The organism is Roseomonas nitratireducens (genome assembly GCF_017813355.1).
Lineage (GTDB): Bacteria > Pseudomonadota > Alphaproteobacteria > Acetobacterales > Acetobacteraceae > Neoroseomonas > Neoroseomonas nitratireducens.
In genome coordinates this window covers 45,687-70,363 of sequence record NZ_JAGIYZ010000004.1, presented here as the reverse complement: position 1 = coordinate 70,363, position 24,677 = coordinate 45,687, and the positions used below count along the sequence as shown (strand labels likewise).

22 protein-coding genes and 1 tRNA gene are annotated in these 24,677 nt (G+C 73.4%); 6 read left to right on the top strand and 17 right to left on the bottom strand.

Translation table 11 applies throughout. The features are described 5' to 3' along the window. Positions 1-28 precede the first annotated feature (28 nt). Positions 29-1,000, top strand: coding sequence for a Bug family tripartite tricarboxylate transporter substrate binding protein (locus J5Y09_RS06115; protein ID WP_209350867.1), 972 nt, complete (start codon positions 29-31; stop codon positions 998-1,000). Between the two features lie 9 nt (positions 1,001-1,009). On the opposite strand, the gene J5Y09_RS06110 is transcribed toward J5Y09_RS06115, so the two are convergent. After that, the gene (locus tag J5Y09_RS06110) at positions 1,010-2,011 is read right to left on the bottom strand and encodes a VOC family protein (RefSeq protein WP_209350866.1); all 1,002 of its coding nucleotides are present in this window, start codon (positions 2,009-2,011) and stop codon (positions 1,010-1,012) included. Between the two features lie 71 nt (positions 2,012-2,082). Between J5Y09_RS06110 and J5Y09_RS06105 the strand changes: the two genes are divergently transcribed. After that, positions 2,083-3,030 carry a tripartite tricarboxylate transporter substrate binding protein gene (locus tag J5Y09_RS06105; protein WP_209350865.1) on the top strand — a complete coding sequence of 316 codons (948 nt, stop codon included), beginning with the start codon at positions 2,083-2,085 and terminating at the stop codon, positions 3,028-3,030. A 26-nt stretch (positions 3,031-3,056) separates the two neighbouring features. Then, positions 3,057-3,995: a tripartite tricarboxylate transporter substrate binding protein gene (locus J5Y09_RS06100; protein WP_209350864.1), complete on the top strand. Its 939-nt coding sequence runs from the start codon at positions 3,057-3,059 to the stop codon at positions 3,993-3,995. A gap of 9 nt (positions 3,996-4,004) precedes the next feature. Here the strand turns inward: J5Y09_RS06100 and J5Y09_RS06095 are convergent, their stop codons facing one another. From J5Y09_RS06095 to iolG, 7 genes are all read right to left on the bottom strand, one after another. Next, entirely contained in the window at positions 4,005-4,760 is a 756-nt protein-coding gene (locus J5Y09_RS06095) for an SDR family NAD(P)-dependent oxidoreductase (RefSeq protein WP_209350863.1), read from the bottom strand. Positions 4,761-4,801: 41 nt separating this feature from the next. Continuing rightward, positions 4,802-5,851 carry an ABC transporter ATP-binding protein gene (locus J5Y09_RS06090; protein WP_209350862.1) on the bottom strand — a complete coding sequence of 350 codons (1,050 nt, stop codon included), beginning with the start codon at positions 5,849-5,851 and terminating at the stop codon, positions 4,802-4,804. Between the two features lie 2 nt (positions 5,852-5,853). Further along, positions 5,854-8,013, bottom strand: a complete 2,160-nt coding sequence (locus tag J5Y09_RS06085; protein WP_209350861.1) for an ABC transporter permease — start codon at positions 8,011-8,013, stop codon at positions 5,854-5,856. A 7-nt stretch (positions 8,014-8,020) separates the two neighbouring features. Next, complete coding sequence (locus J5Y09_RS06080) at positions 8,021-9,049, bottom strand: ABC transporter substrate-binding protein (RefSeq protein ID WP_245216878.1); 1,029 nt, start codon at positions 9,047-9,049, stop codon at positions 8,021-8,023. A gap of 80 nt (positions 9,050-9,129) precedes the next feature. Continuing rightward, positions 9,130-9,906 (bottom strand): inositol monophosphatase family protein, encoded by a 777-nt coding sequence (locus J5Y09_RS06075; RefSeq protein ID WP_209350860.1) that lies wholly within the window; start codon positions 9,904-9,906, stop codon positions 9,130-9,132. Further along, entirely contained in the window at positions 9,903-10,685 is a 783-nt protein-coding gene (locus J5Y09_RS06070; protein ID WP_209350859.1) for an SDR family oxidoreductase, read from the bottom strand. The genes J5Y09_RS06075 and J5Y09_RS06070 overlap by 4 nt, the downstream gene beginning before the upstream one ends. Further along, on the bottom strand, positions 10,682-11,680 hold the full coding sequence (gene iolG / locus J5Y09_RS06065; RefSeq protein WP_209350858.1) for an inositol 2-dehydrogenase: 999 nt from the start codon (positions 11,678-11,680) through the stop codon (positions 10,682-10,684). The genes J5Y09_RS06070 and iolG overlap by 4 nt, the downstream gene beginning before the upstream one ends. An 80-nt stretch (positions 11,681-11,760) precedes the next feature. Here iolG and iolD point away from each other — a divergent pair, with 80 nt between their 5' ends. Genes iolD through J5Y09_RS06050 form a run of 3 tightly spaced genes read left to right on the top strand, consistent with a single transcriptional unit; the run spans position 11,761 to position 15,834 of the window. Next, positions 11,761-13,593, top strand: a complete 1,833-nt coding sequence (gene iolD, locus J5Y09_RS06060; protein ID WP_209350857.1) for a 3D-(3,5/4)-trihydroxycyclohexane-1,2-dione acylhydrolase (decyclizing) — start codon at positions 11,761-11,763, stop codon at positions 13,591-13,593. 1 nt (position 13,594) lies between these two features. After that, positions 13,595-14,482: a myo-inosose-2 dehydratase gene (iolE, locus tag J5Y09_RS06055; RefSeq protein ID WP_209350856.1), complete on the top strand. Its 888-nt coding sequence runs from the start codon at positions 13,595-13,597 to the stop codon at positions 14,480-14,482. Further along, the gene (locus J5Y09_RS06050; RefSeq protein ID WP_209350855.1) at positions 14,479-15,834 is read left to right on the top strand and encodes a GTPase; all 1,356 of its coding nucleotides are present in this window, start codon (positions 14,479-14,481) and stop codon (positions 15,832-15,834) included. The genes iolE and J5Y09_RS06050 overlap by 4 nt, the downstream gene beginning before the upstream one ends. 172 nt (positions 15,835-16,006) lie before the next feature. On the opposite strand, the gene J5Y09_RS06045 is transcribed toward J5Y09_RS06050, so the two are convergent. The 9 genes from J5Y09_RS06045 to J5Y09_RS06005 all read right to left on the bottom strand — a co-directional run bounded on the left by J5Y09_RS06045 (position 16,007) and on the right by J5Y09_RS06005 (position 24,668). Then, positions 16,007-17,323 (bottom strand): TAXI family TRAP transporter solute-binding subunit, encoded by a 1,317-nt coding sequence (locus tag J5Y09_RS06045; RefSeq protein WP_209350854.1) that lies wholly within the window; start codon positions 17,321-17,323, stop codon positions 16,007-16,009. Between the two features lie 309 nt (positions 17,324-17,632). Beyond that, positions 17,633-17,708: transfer RNA gene (locus J5Y09_RS06040), tRNA-Lys, on the bottom strand. 90 nt (positions 17,709-17,798) lie between these two features. Further along, positions 17,799-18,944 carry a rod shape-determining protein RodA gene (rodA, locus tag J5Y09_RS06035; protein ID WP_209350853.1) on the bottom strand — a complete coding sequence of 382 codons (1,146 nt, stop codon included), beginning with the start codon at positions 18,942-18,944 and terminating at the stop codon, positions 17,799-17,801. Continuing rightward, entirely contained in the window at positions 18,941-20,842 is a 1,902-nt protein-coding gene (gene mrdA / locus J5Y09_RS06030; RefSeq protein ID WP_209350852.1) for a penicillin-binding protein 2, read from the bottom strand. Before mrdA ends, rodA begins: the two co-directional genes overlap by 4 nt. Further along, entirely contained in the window at positions 20,839-21,396 is a 558-nt protein-coding gene (gene mreD, locus J5Y09_RS06025) for a rod shape-determining protein MreD (RefSeq protein ID WP_245216877.1), read from the bottom strand. The genes mrdA and mreD overlap by 4 nt, the downstream gene beginning before the upstream one ends. A gap of 8 nt (positions 21,397-21,404) precedes the next feature. Continuing rightward, positions 21,405-22,271 carry a rod shape-determining protein MreC gene (gene mreC, locus J5Y09_RS06020; RefSeq protein ID WP_209350851.1) on the bottom strand — a complete coding sequence of 289 codons (867 nt, stop codon included), beginning with the start codon at positions 22,269-22,271 and terminating at the stop codon, positions 21,405-21,407. Positions 22,272-22,341: 70 nt separating this feature from the next. After that, positions 22,342-23,385, bottom strand: a complete 1,044-nt coding sequence (locus J5Y09_RS06015; RefSeq protein WP_209350850.1) for a rod shape-determining protein — start codon at positions 23,383-23,385, stop codon at positions 22,342-22,344. Positions 23,386-23,532: 147 nt separating this feature from the next. Beyond that, positions 23,533-23,733: a hypothetical protein gene (locus tag J5Y09_RS06010; protein ID WP_209350849.1), complete on the bottom strand. Its 201-nt coding sequence runs from the start codon at positions 23,731-23,733 to the stop codon at positions 23,533-23,535. Then, positions 23,730-24,668 (bottom strand): PAAR domain-containing protein, encoded by a 939-nt coding sequence (locus tag J5Y09_RS06005; protein ID WP_209350848.1) that lies wholly within the window; start codon positions 24,666-24,668, stop codon positions 23,730-23,732. Before J5Y09_RS06005 ends, J5Y09_RS06010 begins: the two co-directional genes overlap by 4 nt. Positions 24,669-24,677: the final 9 nt, after the last annotated feature.

Below are 24,677 nucleotides of genomic sequence, written 5' to 3'. Positions count from 1 at the left end.
CGCAGGAGCGGCCGAGAGAGGACACGCCATGCCGCACCACCCGGCGCGCCGCGCCCTGATCGCCGCGGCGCTCGCCGCGCCCTTCGCGGGCGACGCGCATGCCCAGGCCCCCTGGCCCGATCGCCCGGTGCGCTTCTATGTCGGCTTCGCACCCGGCACCGCCACCGACAACCTCGCCCGCGTCATCGCCGAGGCGCTGTCGCCGATGCTCGGCCAGCCCGTGGTGATCGAGAACCGTCCCGGGGCGCAGGGCACGCTCGCCGGGGCCGCGGTGGCGCGCGCGCCGTCCGACGGGCATGCGGTGATGATGGGATCGGGCACCACGCATGGCGCCGCCTCCGCCCTGCTGCGCAGCGTGCCCTACGATCCGGTGCGGGACTTCATGCCCGTGCTGCGGCTGGCTCACATCACGCAGGTGCTGGTGGTGCGCGCCGACCATCCGGCGGAGGACCTGCCCGGCCTCGCGCGCCACCTGCGCGCGGCGAATGCCCGCGTGTTCTACGGATCCGGCTCCTCGGGCAACCTGCTGCCGGCGGCGATGATGATGCGCCACCTCGGCGTGGACAGCGAGGTCGTGACCTATCGCAGCCCGCCGCAGGCGCTGGCGGACCTGATCGGCGGGCGCTTCCCGCTGATGTTCATCGACCTGTCGGCCGCGATGGGCGCGATCCGCGCCGGCCAGCTGCGCGCCATCGCCATCAGCAGCGAGCGCGCGAGCCCGAACCTGCCGGGCGTGCCCTCCCTCGCCACCCTGATCCCCGGCTTCGGCTTCGAGACCTGGTTCGGCATGTACCTGCCCACCGGTACGCCGGCCCCGATCGCCGCGCGGCTCGGCGCCGCGACGCGGGAGGTGCTGGACAGGCCGGAGACATGGGCGCGCCTCTCGCCCATGGGGTTCGAGCGCAGCACGGGATCGGCCGGGGACCTCGCCGCGCTGACGCAAGCCGAGGTGGCGCGCTGGCGGGCCGCGGTGCGGGACCTCGGCATCCAGCCGGAATGACGGCGCGCGCTATTCCGCCGCGCGCAGCCCGTCCCACCAGGGGCAGGCGCCGGGCATGACGGTGTGGTTGCCGGGCAGCACCTGCACCGGGGCGCGTTCGCCGCGCGCGGCGGCCTCCATGCGCATGCGCCGGCCGGCCGCGACCGCCTCCGGCCCCGCCCAGTGGCGGTCATGGCCCCAGAGGCTCGGCCCGCTGTCCATCCGCTCGGCCTTCCAGGTCGCGGGGTCGATGTGCCGCCCGCCCCATCCGTATTCCACCAGGAAGCCGCCCGGCGTGCGCGCGTAGAAGCTCGTCATCCAGTCGTTGGTGTGGCGGCCGAGCGTCGTCGCGACGCGCCCTTCCTCGGCCATCGCGAGGTCATAGCCCTGGCCGACATCGTCCAGGCTCAGCAGCTCCATCATCAGGTGGTGCATCCCCGCCTTGCCCGTCTCGATCAGCGCGAGCGAATGGTGCCGGCCGTTGACGTGCATGAAGGTGGCGCGGAAGGGCTGCTCCACCCAGTCGGACAGGCCGAAGCCGAGGATGTCGCGATAGAAGGGCAGCACCTCGTCGATCCGCGGCACGGTCAGCACCGCATGCCCCATGCCGAGCGGCCCGGTGCGGAAGCCCGATATCGCGCGCCCCGGCGCGAAGGCGCGGTCGGTCACCTCCGGCCCGTGGAAGATCTCGATGCGGTTGCCGAGCGGATCCTGCGTGACGATCAGCTCCGCCACGCGCCGCCGGTCCGCCAGCGCCCGCGCGCCGCGCGCCACCGCGACGCCTGCGGCCTCGAGCCGCGCGGCCATGGCATCCAGCGCGGCGGCGTCCGCGACTTCCCAGCCGAAGGCGCCGAGCCCGTCCTGCGCATCCGCGCTGACGATCACGCGCTGGCGCCGGTCGTCCATGCGGAAGGCGAGCTCCGTCTGCGCGCGCTCGGCCAGCATCAGGCCGAGCATGCGCGGCGCGAAGCCGGCCCAGTCGTCGAGGCTGCTCGCGCGAAGTTCGAGATAGCCGAGCGCGGTGATGGCCATGGTGCGTTTCCCCCTGCCCGCCCATACTCGGGCCAAGGCGGTCATGCGCCAGAGACTAGGGAGAAGACGCCATGCGTTCAAACCTGATGGCGGGCGCGCTGGCGCTGCTGCTGGCGCCGGCGGCCGCCCTCGCCCAGGCCTGGGCGCCCGACCGGCCGGTCACCATCGTCAACCCCTACGCCGCCGGCAGCACGACCGACGCGCTGGCGCGCGCGCTCGCCGCCGGCATGGCGCCGCGGCTCGGCCAGCCCGTGGTGGTGGCCAACCGCGACGGCGCGGCGGGCGGCATCGGCACGGCGCAGGTGGCGCGCGCCGCGCCGGACGGGCTGACGCTGCTCTTCGCCCCGGCGGTCGTGCTCTCGGTCCTGCCCGCGCGCGGCGACCCGGGCTATGCACCGGATGCGCTGGTGCCGGTCTGCCAGGCCTTCGAGAACGCGATGGCGATCGCGGTGCGGCCGGACAGCCCCTTCGCGACGCTTGCCGACCTGGTCGCCGCGGCGCGCGCGCGGCCGGGCGCGCTCAGCTACGGGCACCAGGGCGTCGCCTCCATCCCGCACCTCGCCGCGCTCGAACTGGCGGAAGCCGCGCGGCTGCAGTTGCAGGACGTGCCCTATCGCGGCGAGCCCGCGGTGCTGGTGGACCTGCGCGCCGGGCGCGTCGATTTCGCGGTGACGGTGATGGGCTCGCTATCGGGCCAGGGGCTGCGCGTGCTCGGCGTGTTCGCGCCCGCGCGGCATCCGATGCTGCCCGATGTGCCGACCGTCGCCGAACAGGGCTTCGACGTCGCGCCCACCAGCTTCGGCGGGTTGTTCGCGCCGGCCGGCACGCCCGCACCGGCGCGCGCGGCGCTGGAAGCCGCCTGCCTCGCCGCGGCGCGGGAGGAAGGCTATCGCAGCGTCGCCGCGCGCATGTTCCAGCCCGCGACGCCGGAAGCGGATGCCGGGACGCTCGCCGCGCGGCTGGCCCGCGACATCGCCGACAAGCGCCGCCTGCTCGCCACCATCGGCCCGGCGCGCTGACGCCGCCACGCCACGGAGACTTCACGATGCGCCGCGCCCTTCTCCTCCTCGCCCTGCTCGCGCCGCTGCCGGCCACGGCCTTCCCGGACCGGCCGGTCACCATCATCAACCCCTATGCGACCGGCAGCAGCACGGATGCGGCGGCGCGCGCGCTGGCCGATTCCTTCACGCGCGACCTCGGGCAGAACGTGGTCGTCACCTCGCAATCGGGCGGGTCCGGCGTGGTCGGGATGCGCGCGCTGACGGCCGCCGCGCCGGACGGGCACACGCTGGCCTATTCGCCGCTCGTCCCCCTCGCCTTCCAGCCGCACCTGGTGCGCAACACCGGGCTCGGGCCGGATGCGGTCGCACCGGTGTGCAACGTGACCGAGAACATCCTCGGCATCATGGTGAAGGCGGACAGCCCCTGGCGGACGCTGGCCGACATGGTGGCCGCGGCGCGGCAGCGGCCCCTCACCTACGGCTCGCCGGGGCCGAATTCCGCGCCCTTCCTCGGCGTGCACCGCGTGCAGTCGGCCGCGGGCGGGCAGTTCACGCACGTGCCCTTCCGCGGCGACGGCGCATCCTTGACCGAGGTGATCGCCGGGCGGCTCGACTTCGCGGCGATCGTCGTCGCCTCCGGCGTGCCCATGGCGCGGGCGGGGCAGACGCGGCTCGTCGCGGTCTTCTCCGAAGGCCGCCACCCGGCCTTCCCCGACGTGCCGACGGCGCGCGAGCAGGGGATCGACGCGCTGCAGCCTTCCTATGCGGGCCTGTTCGCGCCGCGCGGCACGCCTGAACCGGTGCTCGCGCGGCTGGAAGCCGCCTGCCGCGCGGCGATGGAGACGGACGGCTTCCGCCGCTTCGCCGAGAACTGGGGCGCGGTGGCGAGCTTCCGCGGCCGCGCCGAATTGCAGCGGCTGCTGACGGCGGAATACGAGGCGACGGGCGCGGCCTTCCGCGCGCTCGGCGTCACGCCGGAATGACGGCGCAGGTCACGTCAGGAAGGCGCCGCCATTCACATGGATGGTCTGGCCGGTGACGTAGCCGCCTTCGGGCCCGGCGAGCATCCGCACCACGGCCGCGATCTCGTCGATCGTCGCCTTGCGGCCGAGCGGGATGCCCGCTTCCCGCCCGAGCGCCACCGGCATCGGCCCGGCGCTCGCGCCGCGCTGCGTGTCCACCGCGCCGGGGGCGACGCAGTTCGCGCGGATCCCGTGCGGGGCGAGTTCCACCGCGAGCGCGCGCATCAGCCCCTCCAGCCCCGCCTTCGATGCCGAGACATGCGCGCGGTTCGGCGTGCCGACATGCGTCGAGATGCCCGAGAGCGCGACGATGGACCCGCCGCCGCGCCCGGCCATCTGCGGCGCGACGGCGCGCGCGAGCAGGAAGGCGCCGTCGAGCGCCACGGACAGGATCTCCCGCCACTCGGCGTAGGAGATGTCGGTGAAGGCGGTCTGCCGCCGCAGCCCGGCATTGCAGACCAGGATGTCCACGCCGCCGAATGCGCGCGCGGCCTCGGCGGCCAGGCGCGCCACCTCATCCTCCCGCGCCACGTCGGCCAGCGCCGCGACGGCCTGGCCGCCGGCGGCGCGGATCTCCGCCGCCACGGCCTCGATCGCCGCGGCGTCCGACCGCCCGTTCACGACCACCGCCGCGCCGTCCCGCGCGAGGGAGAGCGCGATCGCGCGGCCGATGTTCTTCCCCGCGCCCGTGACGAGCGCGACCTTGCCTCTGAGTTCCCCGGCCATCGATGCCTCCATCCGTCCGCCGCGCCGTAGCACGCGGCGCGTCAGGCGCGCAGGGGGATCACCTTGTCGAAGCGGCAGGTCACGGCTTCGCCTTCCGCATGCGCCGGCAGCGCCGCGGGCACGACGACGAACAGCATCCCCGCCGCCGTTTCGATCTCGTATTCCCGCGTCTGGCCCAGGAAGGCGGCGCGCTGGACGCGGCCGGGCAGGCCTTCGCCCGCATCGGCGGCGAACAGGCGGATCGATTCCGGCCGCACGGCGAGGCTGGCGGGACCGGCGGGATGGGCGCGCAGCAGCGTGGCCAGTTCCGCCCCGCCGGCCGCGATGCGGCCCGGCCCGCCGGGGGCGGCGATCACCTCCCCCGCGATCACATTCGCCTCCCCCATGAAGTCGGCGATGAAGGCGTCGGCCGGGTCCTCGTACAATTCCGTCGGCGTGCCCTTCTGCGCGATGCGGCCATCCTTCATCACCACCACGAGGTCGGACACCGCCAGCGCCTCCTGCTGGTCGTGCGTGACGTAGACGACCGACAGGCCGAGGCGCTTCTGCAGGTCGCGGATATCCTCCCGCACCCGTCGCCGCAGCCTTGCGTCGAGGTTGGACAGCGGCTCGTCGAACAGCAGCACCTTGGGCCGCAGCACCAGCGCGCGCGCGACGGCCACGCGCTGCTGCTGCCCGCCCGAGAGTTCCGCCGGCAGCCGCGCGCCGAGCCCTTCGAGGCCCAGCGTCTTCAGCATCGCGGTCGCCTCGGTCTCCGCCGCCTGGCGGCGCTGCCCGCCGACGACGAGGCCATAGGCGACGTTCTCCAGCACGTTCATGTGCGGGAACAGCGCGTAGGACTGGAACACCATGGCGATGCGGCGCTCGGCGGCCGCGAGGCGGGAGACGTCGCGCCCCTCGATCTCGATCCGCCCCTCGGTCGGCAGTTCGAGCCCCGCGACCAGCCGCAGCGTCGTCGTCTTGCCGCAACCCGAGGGGCCGAGCAGCGTGACGAGCGCGCCCTGAGGCAGGTCGAAGGAGACCTCGTTCACCGCGCGCACGAGGCCGAAGGCCTTGGTCACGCGGTCGAAGCGGATCGCGGTGCCGTCCATGCTCAGGCTCCTGCCCTGACGGGTGCGGCGCGCCGGCCGATCTGCGCGCGCCCGACCACGCGCTCGATGCCGAGCACGACGGCCAGCATCACCGCGATCAGCACCGTGGAATAGGCGATGGCGAGCGCCATCTCCCCGGCCTCCACCCGCCCGACGATGTAGACGGTGGCGAGGTTGTGCCGCGCCGACACCAGGAAGATCACCGCCGAGACCGCCGTCATCGCATGCACGAAGGCATAGGCGAGGGAGGCGACGATCGCCGGGCGCAGCAGCGGCAGGATGACGTGCCGCAGCGTCTGCAGCGCGCCCGCGCCCATGGTGGCGGAGGCCTCGTCCAGCGAGCGGTCGATCTGCGCGAGTGCGGCGATGCCGCCGCGCACGCCCACCGGCAGGTTCCGGAACACGAAGCACAGGATCAGGATCGTCGCCGTGCCGGTCAGTTCGATCGGCGGCTCGTTGAAGGCCATGATGTAGGACACGCCCACCACCGTGCCCGGGATGGCGAAGGACAGCATGGCCATGAATTCCAGCGCGCCGCGCCCGGGGAAGGATTGCCGCGCGATCAGCCAGGCGAGCAGGATGCCGAGCCCCGCGGTCAGCGGCGCCGAGATCGCCGCGACCTCGATGGTGGTGAACAGGCTGTCCCAGGCCGAGCCGCGGAATTCGGGCCCGCTTTGCCATTCCACCTCGAAGCCCGTCAGGATGTGGCGCCAGGTGAAGGACATGTCGCCGCGGCCGATATCGTGCACGAAGCCGCCCACCAGGATGATGCCGTAGACCGCGGCGGTGAAGATCATCCAGGGCCAGGCGACCGCGCCGCAGGCGAATTTCAGCCCGCGCGGCAGCGGCGACGGCACGCCCGAATCCCCCTTGCCCGTCACCGTCGTGTAGCGCCGCCGGCCGAGCCAGAGCGTCTGCAGGAAGAAGGCGCCGAGCGTGAGTGCCAGCAGCAGCAGCGCGAGCGCCGCCGCGCGCCCCGGTTCGTGCCGCGCGCCGGCGATGGCGAAGAAGATGCGCGTCGACAGCACGTCGAAATCCCCGCCGAGCACCAGGGGGTTGCCGAAATCGGCCAGGCTCTCGACGAAGCCGAGCAGCAGGCAGGCGGCGATGGCCGGGCGCAGCAGCGGCCAGGTCACGGTGCGGAAGACGGTGAAGCGCCGCGCGCCCATGGTCGATGCCGCTTCCTCGAGGCTCGGCCCGATCGCGCGCACCGCCCCTTCCAGCAGCACGAAGGAGATCGGCGCCTGCGACAGCACCTGCGCCAGCAGCACGCCCGGCAGCCCGTAGATCCAGCGGCTGCGCGGGATGTCGAACCATTCCCACAGCGCCGTCGTCACCAGCCCCGTCCGCCCGAACAGCACGATCAAGGCAAGGGAGACGACGAAGGGCGGCGTGATCAGCGGCAGCAGCGTCATGGCCCGGAAGGCCGGCTGCGCGCGCACCCCGCCGCGCGCGGCGAGCAGCGCGAAGGCGAGGCCGATCAACGTCGAGAGCACCGCCGTCAGCACCGCGAGCAGCAGCGTGTTCCACACCACGCCGCAGCCCTGGTGGCTGGCGAGGCAGGCGAGGCTCCAGGCCTCCGGCGCCGCGAGGCGCGTGGCCAGCGCGCCCGGCGCGAAGCGCCCATCCTCGACCGCCGCGGCGGACAGGATGGTGGCGAGCGGCAGGAAGACGAACAGCAGCAGCAGCGCGCCGCAGCCGATGACGAGCAGCGCGATGAAGGCATCCCCGCCGAACCGCCCGCGCTGCGCGAGGCCGGCCGCGACGAGCGCGACCGCGGCGCCGAGCAGCATCGCCCCGCCCCAGCCGAGCGCGGCCTGCGGCCCCGCCCCGCCCAGCAGCGGCGCCAGCGCCGGCCAGGCGAGCCCGCGCATCCCGACCGCCTGCCCCTGCAGGAAGACCAGCGCCACGATGGCGAGCCCCGCGCCCGCGACCATCCCGCCCGCGGCGCGGCCCGCCAGCAGCGGCGCGGCGGCGAGCGCGAGCAGCGCCACGACCGGCCAGAGCCACCAGCGCGACCCGTCCAGCAGCAGCACCGCGAGCGGCGCGGCATCGCCGCCCGGCCACGCGCCGAACCCGCCCTCGAGCCCGTGCCAGGGTGCCGCCAGCAGGCCGAGAAGCGCCGCGGCCAGCGCGACCCGGCCGAGCGTCAGCGCGGACATGCGGCGCTCAGCGCGCGGCGGCGCGGACTTCCCTCTCCCAGCGCTGCAGCAGGCGCGTGCGCTCCGCGGCGCTGCCCCAGCGGGCGAAGTCGTAGTCGATCAGGCGCACATCCTCGAAGCGCGGCGCCTGGGGCGGGATGGGCGCAGCGCGGTTGGACGGCAGCTGGTAGGAATTGGCGGTCGCGGCGATGGCCTGCGCCTCCGCCCCCAGCGCCCAGTCGTAGAAGCGGCGGGCGTTCTCCATGTTCCGCGCGCCGCGGATGATCGACATCGACCCGATCTCGTAGCCCGTGCCCTCGCAGGGGGCGACGATCGTCACCGGCGCGCCGCCCACCTTCTGCGCCACCGCGTCATGCAGGAAGGTGATGCCGACCAGCGTTTCCCCCGTCGCGGCCGCGCGCGCCGGCGCGGCGCCGGACCGCGTGTACTGGTTCACGTTGCGATGCAGCGCGCGGAGATAGGTGAAGGCCGGTTCCTCCCCCATCAGCTGCACCAGCGTCGCGAGCATGGTGTAGGAGGTGCCGGAGGTGTTGGGGTCCGCCACCTGGACCTCGCCGCGGAATTCGGGGCGCGCGATGTCGGCCCAGCAGCGCGGAGCGGCGATGCGGCGGCGCTCCAGTTCCCGCTGGTTGAAGGAATAGCCGAGTGCGCCGGCATAGATGCCGACGGTGCGGAAGCGCGCCTGTTCCGCCTGGCGCACCGCCCAGGGGTGAAGGTCGGCGAGGCGCGGGGAACGATATTCCTCCGTCAGGTTCTCCTCGGCCGCCTGCACATGCGGGTCGCCCGTGCCGCCCCACCAGACATCGCCGCGCGGGTTGGACGCCTCGGCGCGGATCTGCGTCAGCGTCTCGCCGGAGGATTTCCGCGTCATGGCGACGCGGATGCCGGTGGCGCGCTCGAAGGCCGCCACCATGGGGCGGCACCATTCCTCCTGCACCGAGCAATAGACGGTCAGGTTGCCCTGCGCGCGCGCGGCACCGGGCAGCAGCGCGGCGACGGCGAACAGGGACAGGGCAAGCGTGCGGCGCAGCGCCATGACGAGAAACCTCCCAGGGCCGGGCTTGGCTGCCGCGGTCCGTTGCTTCGAAGCGATTACGCCCCGGCCGGGGCGGCAGTTCAAGCCTCCAGCAGCGCCGCGAGCCGCGCGCCCAGCGCTGGCGCGCCGACGCCGACAGGATTGCCGGAGGCGAGCCAGTCCCCGCTGTCGAAGCCGTTCGTCCAGCAGCCCGCTTCCCGCGCGATGGCGATGGCCGCCGCCGCGTCCCAGGAATTGATGTGCAACTCCAGATAGGCGTCGAGCCGCCCGGCCGCCGCTTCCACCAGCCCGAGCGCGCCCGACCCGCCGGTGCGCAGCCCCGCGCCCGCCGCCATCACCGCTTCCGACATGCGGTGGAAGCGCGCGATGGGCACGCGCAGCGACCAGCCGCATTCGATGATGGCGCGGCCGATGTCGGTGGTGGGCGCGGCGCGGATCGGCGCGCCGTTCAGCGTCGCGCCATGGCCCTCGGCGGCGGCGAAGACCTCGCCCGGCGCGTGGCGGGCGATGGCGCCGGCAACCGCGCGGCCGCCCATCACCAGGCCGATGGAGACGCACCAGCGGTCCCCCCCGCGCGCGAAGTTGGAGGTGCCGTCGATCGGGTCGAGCACCCAGAGCGGGCCGGTGCCGTCGGCCGCGCCGCCCATCTCCTCGCCCAGGATCGCCTCCCCGGGGAAGTCGCGCGCGAGGCGATCGCGGATGAAGCGCTCCGTCGCGCCGTCGGCTTCCGTGATGAAGTCCTGCGCGCCCTTGAGGCTGGCGACGCCACCCCCTTCGGCGCGCAGCCGCGCCGCGAGCGCTGCGGCCTCCACGGCGATGGCGGCGGCGGCGTCGCGGCGGCGGGGAAGGTCGGTCATTCGTAGGTGCCCATCACGTTCTGGTCGAAGTCGATCAGCGCGCCGGTCATCATCTCGGCGGCGTCCGAAAGCAGGTAGACCGCGAGCCCGGCCACGTCGCGCGGGCGGATCAGCCGGCCGAAGGGCTGCGACGGCTCGGCGCGTTCCAGCCAATCGGCCGGCCGGCCGTCGCGCGCCTGGATGGCGTGTTCGCCCGGCGTGTCGGCCCAGCCGATATTGATGCCATTGACCCGGATGCGCGCGCGCCGCAGCCCGTTCGCGCTGTTGCGCGTGAAGGTCGCGAGCGCACCCTTGGACGACGAATAGGCGGTCAGGAAAGGCTGCCCGCCATGGCTCGACATGGTGATGACGTTGACCACCGCGCCCGGCCGCCCGAGCGCCACGAGGCGCCGTGCCAGGGCCTGCGTCAGGATGAAGGGCGCGCGCGTGTTGACGGCGAAGAGCCGGTCCCACAGCTCGACCGGCGTGTCGAGCAGCGTGCCGCGATCCGTCAGCCCCGCCGCGTTGACCAGCCCGTCGACGGGGCCGAGCGCGGCCTCGGCCTGGTCCACGATGCGCGCGGTCGCCGCCGCATCGGCAAGGTCAGCCGCGACGAAGCAGGCCGGCACGCCGAGCGCGTCGACCACCGCCCGCCCGCGCGCGACATCGCGCCCGGTGATGCAGATGCCCGCAGCCCCGGCTTCCGCCGCGGCGCGCGCGATGCCTTCCCCGATGCCCTGCGTGCCGCCGGTGACGAGCAGCACGCGCCCCTTCAGCGAGACCGGCGGCAGCGCGCTCATGCGACCTCCGCGACCTTCACGGGGCGGTTCTCCCGCAGGGACCGCAGCGCGGCCTCGGCCAGCACCAGCGCCTGGCGGCCGTCCTCGGCACCCACCGGCATGGGCGCCCCGCGCGCGACGGCGTCGACGAAGGCGGCGAGCTCGATCCGGTACGCCTCCGCATAGCGTTCGAGGAAGAAGTGCAGCGGCTTCTCGCTGCTGACCGCCTGCGCGTCCGCCTGCTCGACCGTGGTCGCCACGCGGTTGCCGGCGATCAGCCGCCCGTCGCTGCCATGCACCTCGATGCGCTGGTCGTAGCCATAGGCAGCGCGGCGGGAATTGTTGATGTGCGCCATGCGGCCCGAAGCGCAGCGCAGCAGCACCATGCAGGAATCGATGTCGCCCGCGGCGGCGACGGCGGGGTCCACCAGCGCCGCGCCCCAGGCGAAGACCTCGGTGGGTTCCTCGCCCAACAGCCAGCGCGCCATGTCGAAGTCGTGGATCGTCATGTCGCGGAACTGGCCGCCGGAGACCTTCAGGTATTCGATCGGCGGCAGGCCGGGGTCGCGGCTGGTGACGACCACCTGTTCCACCGTGCCGATGGCGCCGGCGCCGATCCGGCGATGCAGTTCCGCGAAGGAAGGATCGAAGCGCCGGTTGAAGCCCACCAGCATCGGCACGCCCGCCGCGCGCACCGCGGCCAGCGCCGCATCGACGCGCCGCAAGGCGAGGTCGATCGGCTTCTCGCAGAAGATCGCCTTGCCCGCCTTCGCCGCCGCGATCACCAGGTCCGCATGGGTGTCGGTGGAGGAGGCGATGATGACCGCGCCCACCTCCGGGTCGGCCAGCGCGGCCGCGGTGTCGGACACCGTCGCCCCGTGCTTGCCGGCGAGCGCCGCGGCGGCCGGGCCGTTCACGTCGACGATGTGCTTCAGCCGCGCCGTCCCGCTCGCGGCGAGATTCCCGGCATGGATGGCGCCGATCCGTCCGGCCCCGAACTGCGCGAAGACGAGCATGCGTTTCCTCCGGCCCCGCTTGCGGCCGCCGCCATCCATCCGCAACATCGCCCGGCCGTCAACGCAGCAGGGGAAACGCCATGGGGACCATCCGCCTCACCGCGGCCGAGGCCACCATCCGATTCCTCGCCGCGCAGCGGACCGAGGTCGGCGGCAAGGCCGTGCCGCTGTTCGGCGGCGTCTTCGCCATCTTCGGGCATGGCAATGTCGCGGGCCTGGGCCCCGCCCTGCAGGCGGCGGGGAAGCGCCTGCCCACCTTCCGCGCGCACAACGAGCAGGCCATGGCGCATGCCGCCATCGCCTACGCAAAGACGCATGCGCGGCGGCGGATGATGGCCTGCACCACCTCGATCGGGCCGGGCGCGACCAACATGGTCACGGCCGCCGCGGTCGCGCATGTGAACCGCCTGCCCGTGCTGTTCCTGCCGGGCGATGTCTTCGCCACGCGCGGGCCGGACCCCGTGCTGCAACAGGTCGAGCAGTTCGGCGACCCGACCGTCTCGGCCAATGACTGCTTCCGCCCCGTCTCCCGCTTCTTCGACCGCATCACCCGGCCGGAGCAGATCCTCTCCTCCCTGCCCGCCGCGCTGCGCGTGCTGACCGACCCGGCGGAATGCGGCCCGGCCACCATCGCCTTCCCGCAGGATGTGCAGACCGAGGCGCTGGACGTGCCGGAGGATTTCCTGCGCCCGCGCCTGCATCGCATCCGCGCGCCGGAACCCGATGCGCGCGAACTGGCCGACGCCACCACGGCGCTCGCCCGCGCGAAGCGGCCGCTCGTCATCGCCGGCGGCGGGGTGAAGTATGCGGGGGCGGAAGCGGCGCTCGCCGCATTCGCCGCGGCGCATGGCGTGCCGGTGGCGGAAACCCAGGCCGGCAAGGGCAGCCTGCCCTGGGACCATCCGCGCAATGCGGGGGCGATCGGCGTGACCGGCGCGGCATCCGCCAATGCGCTGGCCGAGGCAGCGGATGTGGTGCTGGCCATCGGCACGCGGCTGCAGGACTTCACCAGCGGTTCGCGCGCACTGTTCCCGCAGGCGCGCCTGATCGGTCTGAACGTCGGCGGCTTCGACGCGGCGAAGCACGATGCGCTGCCGCTGGTGGCGGACGCGGCGCGCGGGATCGCCGCGCTGACCGCCGCGCTGGGCGGCTGGCAGGCGCCCGCCGCCTGGACACGGCGGGCCGAGGCCGCGACCGCGCGCTGGCACGCCACCGTCGCGCGGCTGACCGCGCCCCCGAAGCGCGGCGCGCTGCCGACCGACGCGCAGGTGCTCGGCGCCGTCAACCGCGCCATGCCCAGGGCCGGCATCGTGGTCTGCGCCGCGGGCGGGCTGCCGGGGGAATTGCACAAGCTTTGGCGCGCGACGGACGCGGCCTCCTACCACCTCGAATACGGCTATTCCTGCATGGGCTACGAGATCGCGGGCGGCCTCGGCGCGAAGCTCGCCATGCCGGAGCGCGAGGTGGTGGTGATGGTGGGCGACGGATCGTACCTGATGATGAACAGCGAGATCGCGACCTCGGTCGCGCTCGGCGCGAAGCTGACGATCGTGCTGCTCGACAATCGCGGCTTCGGCTGCATCAACCGGCTGCAGAAGGGCACCGGCGGCGCGCCCTTCAACAACCTGCTGGAGGACGCTGCGCCGGCGATCGACTTCGCCGCCCATGCGCGGAGCCTCGGCGCGGATGCCGTCGCGCTCGACGGCGTCGCGGCGCTGGAGGAAGCGCTGCCCCGCGCATTCCGCGCGAAGCGCACCACCGTGCTGGTCGTCGCGACCGACCCGCAATCCTCGACGCAGGAAGGCGGCGCCTGGTGGGACGTTCCGGTCAGCGCCGTGCCGCGCGACGCCGCCCAGCGCCAGGCGCGCGCCGCCTACGAGACCAGTCGCGCCCGCCGCCGCACCGGAGCCTGAGATGATCCGCCTCGCCATCAACCCGCTGACCTGGACCAATGACGACATGCCCGAGCTCGGCGCGGAGACGCCGCTCGAGACCTGCCTCGCGGAAGCGAAGCAGGCGGGCTTCGCGGGGGTCGAGCTCGGCAACAAGTTTCCCCGCGACGCGGCCACGCTCGGGCCCATCCTCGCGCGGCACGGGCTGGCGCTGGCCTCGGGCTGGTACGGCTCCCGCCTGCTCGAACGCGACGTGGATGCCGAGATGGCGGCGGCCGAACCCCATCTCGCGCTGCTCGCCGCCATGGGCTGCACGGCCTGCGTCTTCGCCGAGGTCTCCCGCGCCGTGCATGGCGCGCGCGCCACGCCGCTGTCCCGCCGCCCGATGCTGTCGGATGCCGACTGGGCCGTGCTGGCGCCGCGCATGACCGAGATGGCGCGGCGCATGGCGGCGCGCGGCCTGCGCCTCGCCTACCATCACCACCTCGGCACGGTGGTGGAAAGCGCGGCCGAGATCGACCGGCTGATGGACGCGACGGGGCCGGAGGTCGAATTGCTGCTCGACACCGGCCACCTGACCGCGGCCGGCGGCGATCCGGTCGCGATGGCGCGGCGCCATGCCGGGCGCATCGCCCATGTCCATTGCAAGGATGTGCGGCGGGACGTGCTGGCGCGCGCCAAGGCCGCCGACCTGCCGTTCCTGGAAGCGGTGCTCGAAGGAATGTTCACCGTCCCCGGCGACGGCATGGTGGATTTCGCGCCCGTGCTCGCCGCGCTCGCTGAAGGCCGCTACCAGGGCTGGCTGGTGGTGGAGGCCGAGCAGGACCCGGCGAAGGCGCATCCGCTGACCTATGCGCGGATGGGGCACGACCATCTCGCCGCGCTCGCGGCGCGGGCCTTCGCGGCATGACCGCGCGCCGCCGCGCGATCATCCTCGGCGCGGCGGGGCGCGACTTCCACGTGTTTAACACGCTGTTCCGCGACGATCCGTCGCGCGAATGCGTGGCCTTCACCGCGGCGCAGATCCCGGGCATCGCGGGGCGGCGCTATCCGGTAGCCCTCGCCGGGCCGCTCTACCCCGATGGCGTGCCGATCCACGATGAGTCCGAGTTGCCCGGGCTGCTGGCGCGCGGCGATGTCGAGGAGGTGCTGTTCGCCTACAGCGATGTGCCGCAGGCGCATGTGATGCGGCTCGGCGCCATGGTGCTCGCGGCGGGCGCGGATTTCGTGCTGCCTGGTCCGCGCGCGACGATGCTGGCGTCGCGCCGGCCGGTCATCGCCATCTGCGCGGTGCGCACGGGCTGCGGCAAGTCGCAGGTGACGCGCTGGCTTGCGGCACGGCTGCGCGCGCGCGGCCTGCGCGTGGCCGTGCTGCGCCACCCGATGCCCTATGGCGACCTGGCGGCGCAGGCGGTGCAGCGTTTCGCCTCGGCGGCCGACCTCGACGCCGCCGCCTGCACGATCGAGGAGCGGGAGGAATACGAGCCGCACATCGCCGCCGGCCAGCCGGTCTTCGCCGGCGTCGACTACGCCCGCATCCTCGCCGCCGCCGAGGCGGAGGCCGACATCCTGCTGTGGGACGGCGGCAACAACGATTTCCCCTTCATCCGGCCCGACCTGCTGGTCGTGCTGGCCGACGCGCTGCGCCCGGGGCACGAGGCCGGCTGGCATCCGGGGGAAGCGGTGCTGCGCATGGCCGACATCGTGCTGGTGGCCAAGGCGAATGCGGCGCCGGAGGCGGATGTGGCGCGGGTGGAAGCGGCGGCGCGCGCGCTGAACCCGCGCGCGACGGTGCTGCGCGGCGCGTCGCGCGTCACGCTCGACGATCCGGATGCGATCCGCGGGCGGCGCGTGCTGGTGGTCGAGGACGGCCCCACGCTGACCCATGGCGGCATGGCGACGGGGGCGGGATTCGCCGCGGCGGTCGCGGCCGCTGCGGCCGAGATCCTCGACCCGCGGGGCTTCGCCGCGCCGGGCATCGCGGAGGTGTTCGCCCGATTCCCGCATCTCGGCCCCGTGCTGCCGGCGATGGGCTACGACGCGGCGCAGCGCGCGGCGCTCGCGGCCACGATCGCGCGGTCAGGCGCGGAGGCGGTGGTGGCGGGGACGCCGATCGACCTCGCCGCGGCGCTGCCGGGGCTGGCCGTGCCCGTGATGCGCGCGCGCTATGCCTTCGAGGAGATGGAGACACCCGGCCTGGGCGGCCTGGTCGACGGCTTCCTGGAGCGGCGGATGGGCGGCGCCGAACCTCGGACCCGCTGATTGGCGCTAGGCTTCGCTAGCCGGCGCGGCGCGGCCATCACGCGAAGGCCGAGAGGGCCATGGGCTGCGGTCGCGCGGCGCAGACGGTCGTCGCTCGCGGCAGGCATGTGCCGGCGACGGTATCCGCCACGTGGCCACTGTCGTCCGCGGCCTCGGCGGGCCTGTGGCGGCGCTACGCCTGCTCGATGCCGCCGGGCCTGCGCGTCGGGGCGAGTTGCGCGCGGACATAGGCGATGTCCCGGCGCAGTGCGAAGACATGCCGCCGGTAGGTGAGCGGCAGCGAGAGCCGCGCGACGCGCCCTTCCAGCGCCTCGAGCCGCTCGCGCAGCGCCGCGCGCGCGTCGTCGCCGCGCGCCTGCTCGGCCTCCGCCTCGATCCGGCGCAGCGTGTCGTAGTGGCGCCAAACCCGCCCTTCCATCTGCCACGCATAGAGCGTGGGCCCGAAGCGGATCAGCGGCACCGCGAGGCCGATCACGGGCAGCAGCACGAAGAACAGGCGCTCCACCCACACCGCGACCCAGAAGGGCAGCCAGCGCTGCAGCACGGTGCGGCCGCGCGCGTAGTAGCGCTCGGCATCCGCGTTCATCGGCAGGTCCTGCGCCAGGGCGTTGGGGAAGCTGCCCTCGGCGCTGAACAGCGTGCGGGGGCGGTGGACCTCCTGCATGATCCCGACCAGCAGGCTCACCACCTGCGGGTGGATGTCCTGATGCGCCAGCACCGAAGCGACCGGCGCCAGCAGCGTCACGGATTGCTCCGGCTGGTCGGCCGCCAGCGACAGCCCGCCCCGCGGCAGCCGAACCGCCGATAGGAAGGGCAGGTGGACGCCATAGGCATCGGCGCTGTCGGCCACGTCCACCAGGCGCACCGCGGGGGCGGCGCGCATCAGGGTGGCGACAGCCCCGGCGGTGCGCGCCGAGACCAGGATGGCGGCGTCCGCCGCGCCGGCCAGCATCGCCTCGGCCGCCGCCGTGCCGGTGATGGGCAGCGCCTCGATCTCCAGCGGGCCGATATCGTTCGCCGCGAGCAGCGCCAACGCCAGCACGCGCGTCCCACTGCCCTCGGGCCCGATCGCCACGCGCCGCCCGCGCAGATCCGACACTCGGCCGATGCCGGCTTCCGCGCGCAGGAAGATCCAGGCGGGCTCGTGGAACACCGCGCCGAGCGAGACCAGCCCCGCATCGCGCGCGGGATCGGCGATGCCGCCCTGGACCAGCGCGAGGTCGACCTCCCGCGCCCGGAGCATGGCGAGGTTCTCGACCGAGCCCTGCGTGGGCACGCGGCGCACGCGGAAGGCGGTTTCCTCGAGCCGCCGGGCATAGGCCTCGGCGGCGAGCGTATAGGCCGAATCGGGCGCGGTGCCGACGGCGATGCGCACCTCGCGCGGCGGCGGCGGCGCGGCCAGCGAATAGCCCAGCGCGCCGCAGGCGAGCAGCAGCACGGCGCTGGACAGCACCCAGTGGCGGATCAGCCAGGGAAGGATGCGATGCATCGGCGCCGACCATGGAACGGCGCGCCGCCCTGGGCAATCCGGCGGCCGGGGACCGCGTCCACGGCGGCACCGGGCAGGATCATCGCGACGCCCCGCCGGATCGATCCGGATCGGGTGCATGGGCCGGCACGGCGGCGCCTGGAACGGGACGCGGAGGGGTTGCGGCCGGCCCGATTTGGCAGCGGCCTTCGCGTGTCGCGGCGTTCGATGCGGCTACGAAGCCGAGGCTGAAGGCGGAGAGGAAGGGACGGTACAGGCGATGTCCGTTCGCCGGAGCATCGGAACCACCATCGGCCAAGTGCCTGGGAATGGTGGGCGCACAAGGATTCGAACCTTGGACCCGCTGATTAAGAGTCAGCTGCTCTACCAACTGAGCTATGCGCCCGCCGAGCCCCGGCCCGAGGGCCGGTTCCGAGGACGCGCTACTTAGCGGCCCCGGCGCGTTTGTCCAGCCCCATTTCCTGGGGCGCCGGACTCATTCCCGCATGGGTCCCATCTCCGCGTCGCGATGCACATAGGCCGACAGCAGCAGCCCGAAGCCCAGCATCACCGTCAGCATCGCCGAACCGCCATGGCTGATCAGCGGCAGCGGCACCCCGCCCACGGGGATGGATCCCGTGACCATCGCGACATTCACGAACACATACAGGAAGTAGTTGGTGCCGAGCCCGACCGCGAGCAGCCGCCCGAACTGGTGCCGGCTGCGGAACGCCACCAGGTAGCAGAAGGCCACCATCAGGGTCAGCATCGCCAGCGTCGTCAGCGCGCCGACCAGGCCGAATTCCTCGGCGATCATGGTGAAGATGAAGTCGGTCTGCTTTTCCGGCAGGAAGTTCAGGTGCCCCTGCGTGCCCTGCAGGAAGCCCTTGCCCCACAGCCCGCCCGACCCGAGCGCGATCTTGGACTGGATGATGTTGTAGCCGGCGCCGAGCGGATCGCTCTCGGGGTCGAGGAAGGTGGTGATGCGCGCACGCTGGTAGTCGTGCAGCCTTTCATAGGCGATCGGCGCCGCGATGGCGGCCGCGGCCGCCAGACCCGCGAACTTCCACCACCGCATCCCCGCCGCCCAGAAGACCGCGGCCCCCACCGTGCCGGTGATCAGCGCGGTGCCGAGGTTGGGCTGCTTCAGGATCAGCCCGACCGGGACCAGCACCGCGATCGCCGGCGGAATGAGGAACAGCGGGTTGCCCATCCTTTCCCAGGATGCGCGGTGGAACCAGGCGGCCAGCCCCAGCACCAGCATGATCTTCATCAGTTCCGACGGCTGCAGCTGCACCGGGCCGATGTCGATCCAGCGCTGCGCGCCCTTGCCGATGTTGCCGTGCAGCAGCACGAGCACGAGCAGCGCGATGCCCCCGAGATACCCGACCCACGCGAAGCGCGCGATCAGCCTGATGTCCACCAGCGCGATGGACAGCATCAGCACGAGGCCGAAGCCGAAGCGGATCGCGTGGCGCTGCGCATAGGTGTCGGGGTTGCCGCTGCCGGCCGACAGCAGCGCGACGTAGCCCACGGCGGCGACCGCGCAGAGCAGCAGCACGAAGGACCACGGGATCTGCCAGAGCTTCTCCAGCACGCCCGCGCCGCGGTCGCGGGCGAGGAGACGACGCTCGAAGATCATCGCCCGGCCTCCGCCACGCGCTGGCCCGGCCGCACGGGCCCGAGCCGCTGGAAGGTCTCGACCAGGATGTCGCGGGCGAGCGGCGCGGCGGCGCCCGAGCCGCTGGTGCCGTGCTCGACGATCACGGACAGGGCATAGAGCGGGTTGTCATGCGGCGCATAGGCGACGAACAGCGCATGCGGCCGCCATTCCCGCGGCACCTGGGAGACGTTGAAGCCGCGTTCGCGCTGCTCGCGCGTCACGCGGCGGACCTGCGTCGTGCCGGTCTTGCCGGCCATCTGCCCGTATTGCGACGGCAGGCGCGACGCGCCGGCGGTGCCGCCGCCATTGACCACGCCCCACATCGCCTCGCGGATGAAGCGCATGTCGGCGTCGGGGATGCCCATGCTCGGCCAGTCCTCCGCCCGGCTGCCGCGCACCGGCCGGCCGGCGATCGCGCGCGTCAGGTGCGGCTGCACCGCGCGCCCGGTCGCCAGCCGCGCCGTCATCACGGCCAGCGAGAGCGGCGTCAGCTGGTAGAAGCCCTGGCCGATGCCATGCACGATCGTGTCGCCGATCGACCATGGCTTGCCCTGCGCCTGGCGCCAGCCACGCGTCGGCACCAGGCCGCGGCGCGTGCCCGGCAGCTCGATCTCGAGGTCGACGCCCATGCCGAAGCGGTTCGCCATGGCGGCGATCCGGTCCATGCCGACGCGCTTGGCCATTTCGTAGAAGTACACGTCGCAGGACGCCATGATGGCGGTGCGCATGTTCACGCCGCCATGGCCGTTGCGGTTGTGGCAGTGGAAGCGCGTGTCGCCGTAGTCCAGATGCCCCGGGCAATGCACCGCGTCGCCGGGGCGGCAGACGCGCGCTTCCAGCGCGGCCAGCGCGACGATCATCTTGAAGGTGGACCCCGGCGCGTAGAGCCCGTTCGTCGCCTTGTTGATCAGCGGCGTCGAGCGGCTGGCCGTCCATTGCCGCCACTGCGCGGCGCTGACGCCGGCGTTGAAGATGTTCGGGTCGAAGGAAGGCTTGGTCGCCATGGCCAGCACCTCCCCGTTCCGCGCATCGAGCAGCACGGCGGTGGTGCCTTCCTGGATCTTGCCCAGGATCGCCTTCTGCAGTTCGGCATCGACGCTGATCTGCACGTCCTGGCCGGGAATGCCTTCCCGCCGGTCCAGCTCGCGGATGACGCGGCCGACCGCGTTGACCTCGACCTGCACCGCGCCGGCGCGGCCGCGCAGGATGCGGTCGTGGTGCCGCTCCACCCCCGCGCGGCCGACCCGGATGCCCGGCAGCTGCAGCAGCGGGTCCTCCCCGGCATCGGCTTCGGCCGGCGCCGCGACGTAGCCCACGACATGCGCCAGGTTCTCGGTCTCGGGGTAGATGCGGGTCGTGCCCATGTCGACCGACACGCCGGGCAGGTCGGGCGCGTTCACCTCGATCCGCGCCATTTCCTCCCAGGTGAGGAATTCGCGCATGATGACGGGGACGAAGCGGCGGTTGCGCCGCACCTCGCGCTCGATCCGCGCCCGCTCGTGGTCGGCCAGCGGCACGATGCGGGAGAAGGTCTCGAGCGTGGCGGAGACATCCGCCGTCTGCTCGGCCACCAGCAGCGCCCGCCAGTTCAGCCGGTTGCCGGCCACGACCTTGCCCTGGCGGTCCAGGATGCGCCCGCGCGGCGGGGCGAACAGCCGTGCCGAGACGCGGTTCTCCTCGGCGAGGGTGGCGTAGCGCGCGCCCTCGTCGATCTGCAGCTTGTACAGCCTTGTGCCGAGGAAGCCGAAGGCGCCGAGTTGCACCGCGCCCAGCAGGGCGGCGCGGCGGGTGAAGATGCCGCGGCGGCGCTCCTCCTCCTTCCGCACGGTGCGTTCGCCGCCGAGCACGCCCGGCCCGCCCCAGGGGCGCCAGCTCATGGCGCGTTCTCCGCCTGCAGCATCGCGACATGCACGCGCGTCAGCACGAGCGCGATGGCCGGATAGAAGCCGGCGGCCAGCATCGCGGCGTGCAGCGCCGGGGCGAAGGGCGGCAGGCGGAGCGACAGCAGCGCCTGCAGGGCCCAGAACAGCGCCGCCGCGCCGATCCCGACCACGCAGAAGGCCAGCCAGACCATCAGGAAGGATTGCCGCGCGAGGAAGCGCCGCAGCCGCAGCGCCAGGGCATGCACCGCCAGCAGCACCAGCACGCTGACGCCGAGCGGCGACAGCGTCAGCAGGTCCAGCAGCAGGCCCAGCAGCAGGACGATCGGCGGCGTCATGGCCGCCGGGCGGAACACCGACCAGAAGGCGACGCAGGGCAGCGCCACCGCGAAGACCGGGGAGGGCAGGCTGACCGGCGCGGCGGCCAGCACCATCAGGAAGGCGGTCGAGAAGCCCGGGAAGGCGAAGCGCGCGAAGGCGTCGATGCGCTGCAGAAGCCCCGGCGCGGGGGCCGGACGGCCCTGCGGGCGGCGGGCGGGGGGCATGGCCATGGCCAGCCTCAGCGCCGTCCCTGGCGGGGCTCGGGCCGCGCGACCGATTCCGGCGGCAGGATGCCCCTCAGCCCGTAGTCGAACAGCCGCACGGCATCGAGCCGGTCGAGCCGGGCGAACAGCTCGACCTCCGGCGCGCCCTGCGGCGAGAGCCGGACGATGCCCACCGGCAGCCCGGCCGGGAAGGCGCCGGCCTCGGCGCTGGTGACGACCCTTTCGCCCTCGACCGGGATGACGCCTTCGGGCCAGTGCGAAAGGCGCGGGCGGGCGCCGTTGCTGCCGGCCATCACCGCGCGGGCGCGGCTTTGTTCCAGCGTGACCGGGATGCGGCTGTTCATGTCGGTGGCCAGCAGCACGCGGGCGGATCGCGACCCCACCTCGGTGACCCGGCCGACGAAGCCCCGTTCGTCCAGCGCCACCTGGCCCTTGCGGATGGCGTGCTGCGGGCCGGTCGCGAGCAGCACGGCGCGGGCATAGGTCCCGCCCCCGTCGGCGACGACGCGGGCGGTGACGAAGGCGGGGGCGGCCTCGGGCAGGAAGTTCAGCTGGCGGCGCAGCAGCTCGTTCTCGGTCTCCAGCGCCAGGGCGGTCGCGTGCCAGTGGCGCAGCCGCTCATTCTCCTCGCGCAGCTGCGCGTTCTCCTCCCGCAGCGTCGCGAGGCCGCGCACTTCCTCGGCCGCGGAGCGGATGGCGGCCATCGGCTCGGCCAGCGCGGCATAGATGGGCGACAGCGCGTCGGACAGGTGGCTGCGCAGCCGCTCGGCCAGCAGGGCGTCGGCCTTGCCCAGCAGCATGACGCCGAAGGCGGCCGCGATCATCAGCGGCAGCGACAGCCGCGCCAAAGCCTGACGGAGCGGGATGCTCAGCCGGATCACGCGCCTCTCGACCCCTTTCGCAGGACGTCACGGACCCCCGCCCCGCCAGGGGGCGGGACCGGGACCCGCATCAATACATGGAAGTCAGGACGTGGCGAAGCCGCTTGATGTCCTCGAGCGCCCGGCCGGTGCCGAGCGCGACGCAGGACAGGGCATCCTCCGCCACCACGACGGGCAGCCCCGTCGCGTCCCGCAGCACCTGGTCCAGGCGGTACAGCAGCGCGCCCCCGCCGGTCAGCACGATGCCCTTGTCCACGATGTCGGCGGCCAGTTCGGGCGGCGTGTTCTCGAGCGCCACCTTCACCGCCTCCACGATCTGGGAGACGGGTTCGTTCAGGGACTCGGCCACCTGGCGCTGGCTGACGATGACCTCCCGCGGGACGCCGTTCATCAGGTCGCGGCCCTTCACCTCGGCCATCGGGCCTTCCTCGCCGTCCTCGGGCGGGGCGGCGGCGCCGATCTCGAGCTTGATCCGTTCCGCGGTCGATTCGCCGATCAGCAGGTTAAACTGGCGGCGGATATAGCTGATGATCGCCTCGTCCAGCTTGTCCCCGCCGACGCGGACGGACCGGGCGTAGACGATGCCGCCGAGGCTGATCACCGCCACCTCGGTCGTCCCGCCGCCGATGTCGACCACCATCGACCCGGACGGCTCGGTTACCGGCAGGCCGGCGCCGATCGCGGCGGCCATCGGCTCCTCGATCAGCAGCACGCGCCGCGCGCCGGCCGATTCCGCGCTTTCCTGGATCGCCCGGCGCTCGACGGCCGTGGAGCCCGAGGGGACGCAGACGATGATCATGGGGGAGGCGAAGGACCGCCGGTTGTGCACCTTGCGGATGAAATGCTTGATCATTTCCTCCGCCACCTCGAAATCGGCGATGACGCCGTCGCGCAGGGGGCGGATGGCGGCGATGTTGCCGGGGGTGCGGCCAAGCATGAGCTTCGCCTCCTCCCCCACCGCGAGCACCTGCTTCCGGCCACGCTGGTCGGCGATGGCGACGACGCTCGGCTCGTTCAGGACGATGCCGCGGCCCTTCACGTAGACCAGCGTATTCGCCGTGCCGAGGTCGATGGCCATGTCGGCGGAGAGGAAGCCGAACAGGCGAGAGAACATGCGTACCGGACCTTCCGACGGGGCCGCACAGCCCGCGATGCGGGCCAGGGCCGCCGCCGCGACTGATGGGGCAAGAGAGGATGGGGGCCTTTAGCCCCCCCTGGGCGGAGGCTCAAGCCGGATTCCCCCGAGGCATGGGCCGGCGCCTCAGGGGAAGGGGCGCACCGGCTTGCTTTCTCCGGGCCGCATCCCGCCCAGGTGGCGCAGGATCATGGCGTATTGCGGGTGGCCGGGGGGGTAGCGCAATTGTGCCATGCCCACCGTACCGCCATCCCGTGCCCGCAGGTCGAGGATGATGGTGCCGTCGAGCGCCATCCGGGCCATGCCGATGAATTCCTCGTCGCTCACGGCTGGTTGCTCCAATAATCCGCGAGGTTGGGCTCGTTCTGCCGCGCGGCGGCGGGATCGCTGTAATAGCGGGCGCCGGACTCGGCGAAGCTTTCCTCCTGCCCCGCGCTGCCCGCCTGCTGTTCGTAGGCGGGGGTGTTGGGCCCGGTATCGGCCGCGCGGGCGGCGGCGAAGTCCGCGTCGTCCGAACGGTGGCCGCCGCCACCCATGTCGTAGCCGTGCAGCGCCTCATGGACCGTGAGGTTGGCGCTGCCATGGCCTTCCCCGGTCGCGGGCACCCGGGCGTTCGGCGGGTTGTCGTTGTGGCCGATGGTCGCGACCACGACTTCCCCGGTATCGCCCATGCGGGCGCCCGGCACATTGTCCCATGTCGAGCCGGCCGGCCAGCCGCGCGGCTGCACCCCCGCCAGGTCCGACCGGTAGTCCGTGACGCTGCCGCGGCAGGCGACGACCACCGTGCCGTCCGCCTCCATCTGCGCCAGCACGCCCGGCGGAAGGTTGGCCAACTGCTGGGCGACGAGTTCCGCATCCTCCGCCGTGCCGGATCCGCCAGGACGGACGATCCGCCGCGCGATGGCGAGAGAGGCGGCGCGCCGCATCGCCGCGGCCGAGGCCGCCCCGCCCGCCCCCCCGCCGGCGCCGGCCGCGCCGCCGATGATGACCGTGAAGCAGCCCAGCACGATGACGCCGCCATGCGCGCAGGAATCGAGGATGCGCGCGGCGGGCATGTTGTTCACGAGCACCGTCGGTGACCCCGCCACGATCGCGTCGGGCGGCCCGACGCAGGTCGCGATGTCGCCGACGCGGGCCTGGGGCATCTTGCCGGTCAGCACGTTCGGGCTGCACGGGCCGCTGATCGGGCCGCCCACATGCGGCACGATCCCGGTGAACATCGGGCAGAGATGCAGGTCGCCGATCCGTGCCGCAGGAAACATGTCCGCTCC

Excerpts from the sequence above, each read along its gene's own strand:
- J5Y09_RS06115 (WP_209350867.1), top strand. The coding sequence starts at position 29 with ATGCCGCACCACCCGGCGCGCCGCGCCCTGATCGCCGCGGCGCTCGCC.
- J5Y09_RS06110 (WP_209350866.1), bottom strand. The coding sequence starts at position 2,011 with ATGGCCATCACCGCGCTCGGCTATCTCGAACTTCGCGCGAGCAGCCTC.
- J5Y09_RS06105 (WP_209350865.1), top strand. The coding sequence starts at position 2,083 with ATGCGTTCAAACCTGATGGCGGGCGCGCTGGCGCTGCTGCTGGCGCCG.
- J5Y09_RS06100 (WP_209350864.1), top strand. The coding sequence starts at position 3,057 with ATGCGCCGCGCCCTTCTCCTCCTCGCCCTGCTCGCGCCGCTGCCGGCC.
- J5Y09_RS06095 (WP_209350863.1), bottom strand. The coding sequence starts at position 4,760 with ATGGCCGGGGAACTCAGAGGCAAGGTCGCGCTCGTCACGGGCGCGGGG.
- J5Y09_RS06090 (WP_209350862.1), bottom strand. The coding sequence starts at position 5,851 with ATGGACGGCACCGCGATCCGCTTCGACCGCGTGACCAAGGCCTTCGGC.
- J5Y09_RS06085 (WP_209350861.1), bottom strand. The coding sequence starts at position 8,013 with ATGTCCGCGCTGACGCTCGGCCGGGTCGCGCTGGCCGCGGCGCTTCTC.
- J5Y09_RS06080 (WP_245216878.1), bottom strand. The coding sequence starts at position 9,049 with ATGGCGCTGCGCCGCACGCTTGCCCTGTCCCTGTTCGCCGTCGCCGCG.
- J5Y09_RS06075 (WP_209350860.1), bottom strand. The coding sequence starts at position 9,906 with ATGACCGACCTTCCCCGCCGCCGCGACGCCGCCGCCGCCATCGCCGTG.
- J5Y09_RS06070 (WP_209350859.1), bottom strand. The coding sequence starts at position 10,685 with ATGAGCGCGCTGCCGCCGGTCTCGCTGAAGGGGCGCGTGCTGCTCGTC.
- iolG (WP_209350858.1), bottom strand. The coding sequence starts at position 11,680 with ATGCTCGTCTTCGCGCAGTTCGGGGCCGGACGGATCGGCGCCATCCAT.
- iolD (WP_209350857.1), top strand. The coding sequence starts at position 11,761 with ATGGGGACCATCCGCCTCACCGCGGCCGAGGCCACCATCCGATTCCTC.
- iolE (WP_209350856.1), top strand. The coding sequence starts at position 13,595 with ATGATCCGCCTCGCCATCAACCCGCTGACCTGGACCAATGACGACATG.
- J5Y09_RS06050 (WP_209350855.1), top strand. The coding sequence starts at position 14,479 with ATGACCGCGCGCCGCCGCGCGATCATCCTCGGCGCGGCGGGGCGCGAC.
- J5Y09_RS06045 (WP_209350854.1), bottom strand. The coding sequence starts at position 17,323 with ATGCATCGCATCCTTCCCTGGCTGATCCGCCACTGGGTGCTGTCCAGC.
- rodA (WP_209350853.1), bottom strand. The coding sequence starts at position 18,944 with ATGATCTTCGAGCGTCGTCTCCTCGCCCGCGACCGCGGCGCGGGCGTG.
- mrdA (WP_209350852.1), bottom strand. The coding sequence starts at position 20,842 with ATGAGCTGGCGCCCCTGGGGCGGGCCGGGCGTGCTCGGCGGCGAACGC.
- mreD (WP_245216877.1), bottom strand. The coding sequence starts at position 21,396 with ATGGCCATGCCCCCCGCCCGCCGCCCGCAGGGCCGTCCGGCCCCCGCG.
- J5Y09_RS06015 (WP_209350850.1), bottom strand. The coding sequence starts at position 23,385 with ATGTTCTCTCGCCTGTTCGGCTTCCTCTCCGCCGACATGGCCATCGAC.
- J5Y09_RS06005 (WP_209350848.1), bottom strand. The coding sequence starts at position 24,668 with ATGTTTCCTGCGGCACGGATCGGCGACCTGCATCTCTGCCCGATGTTC.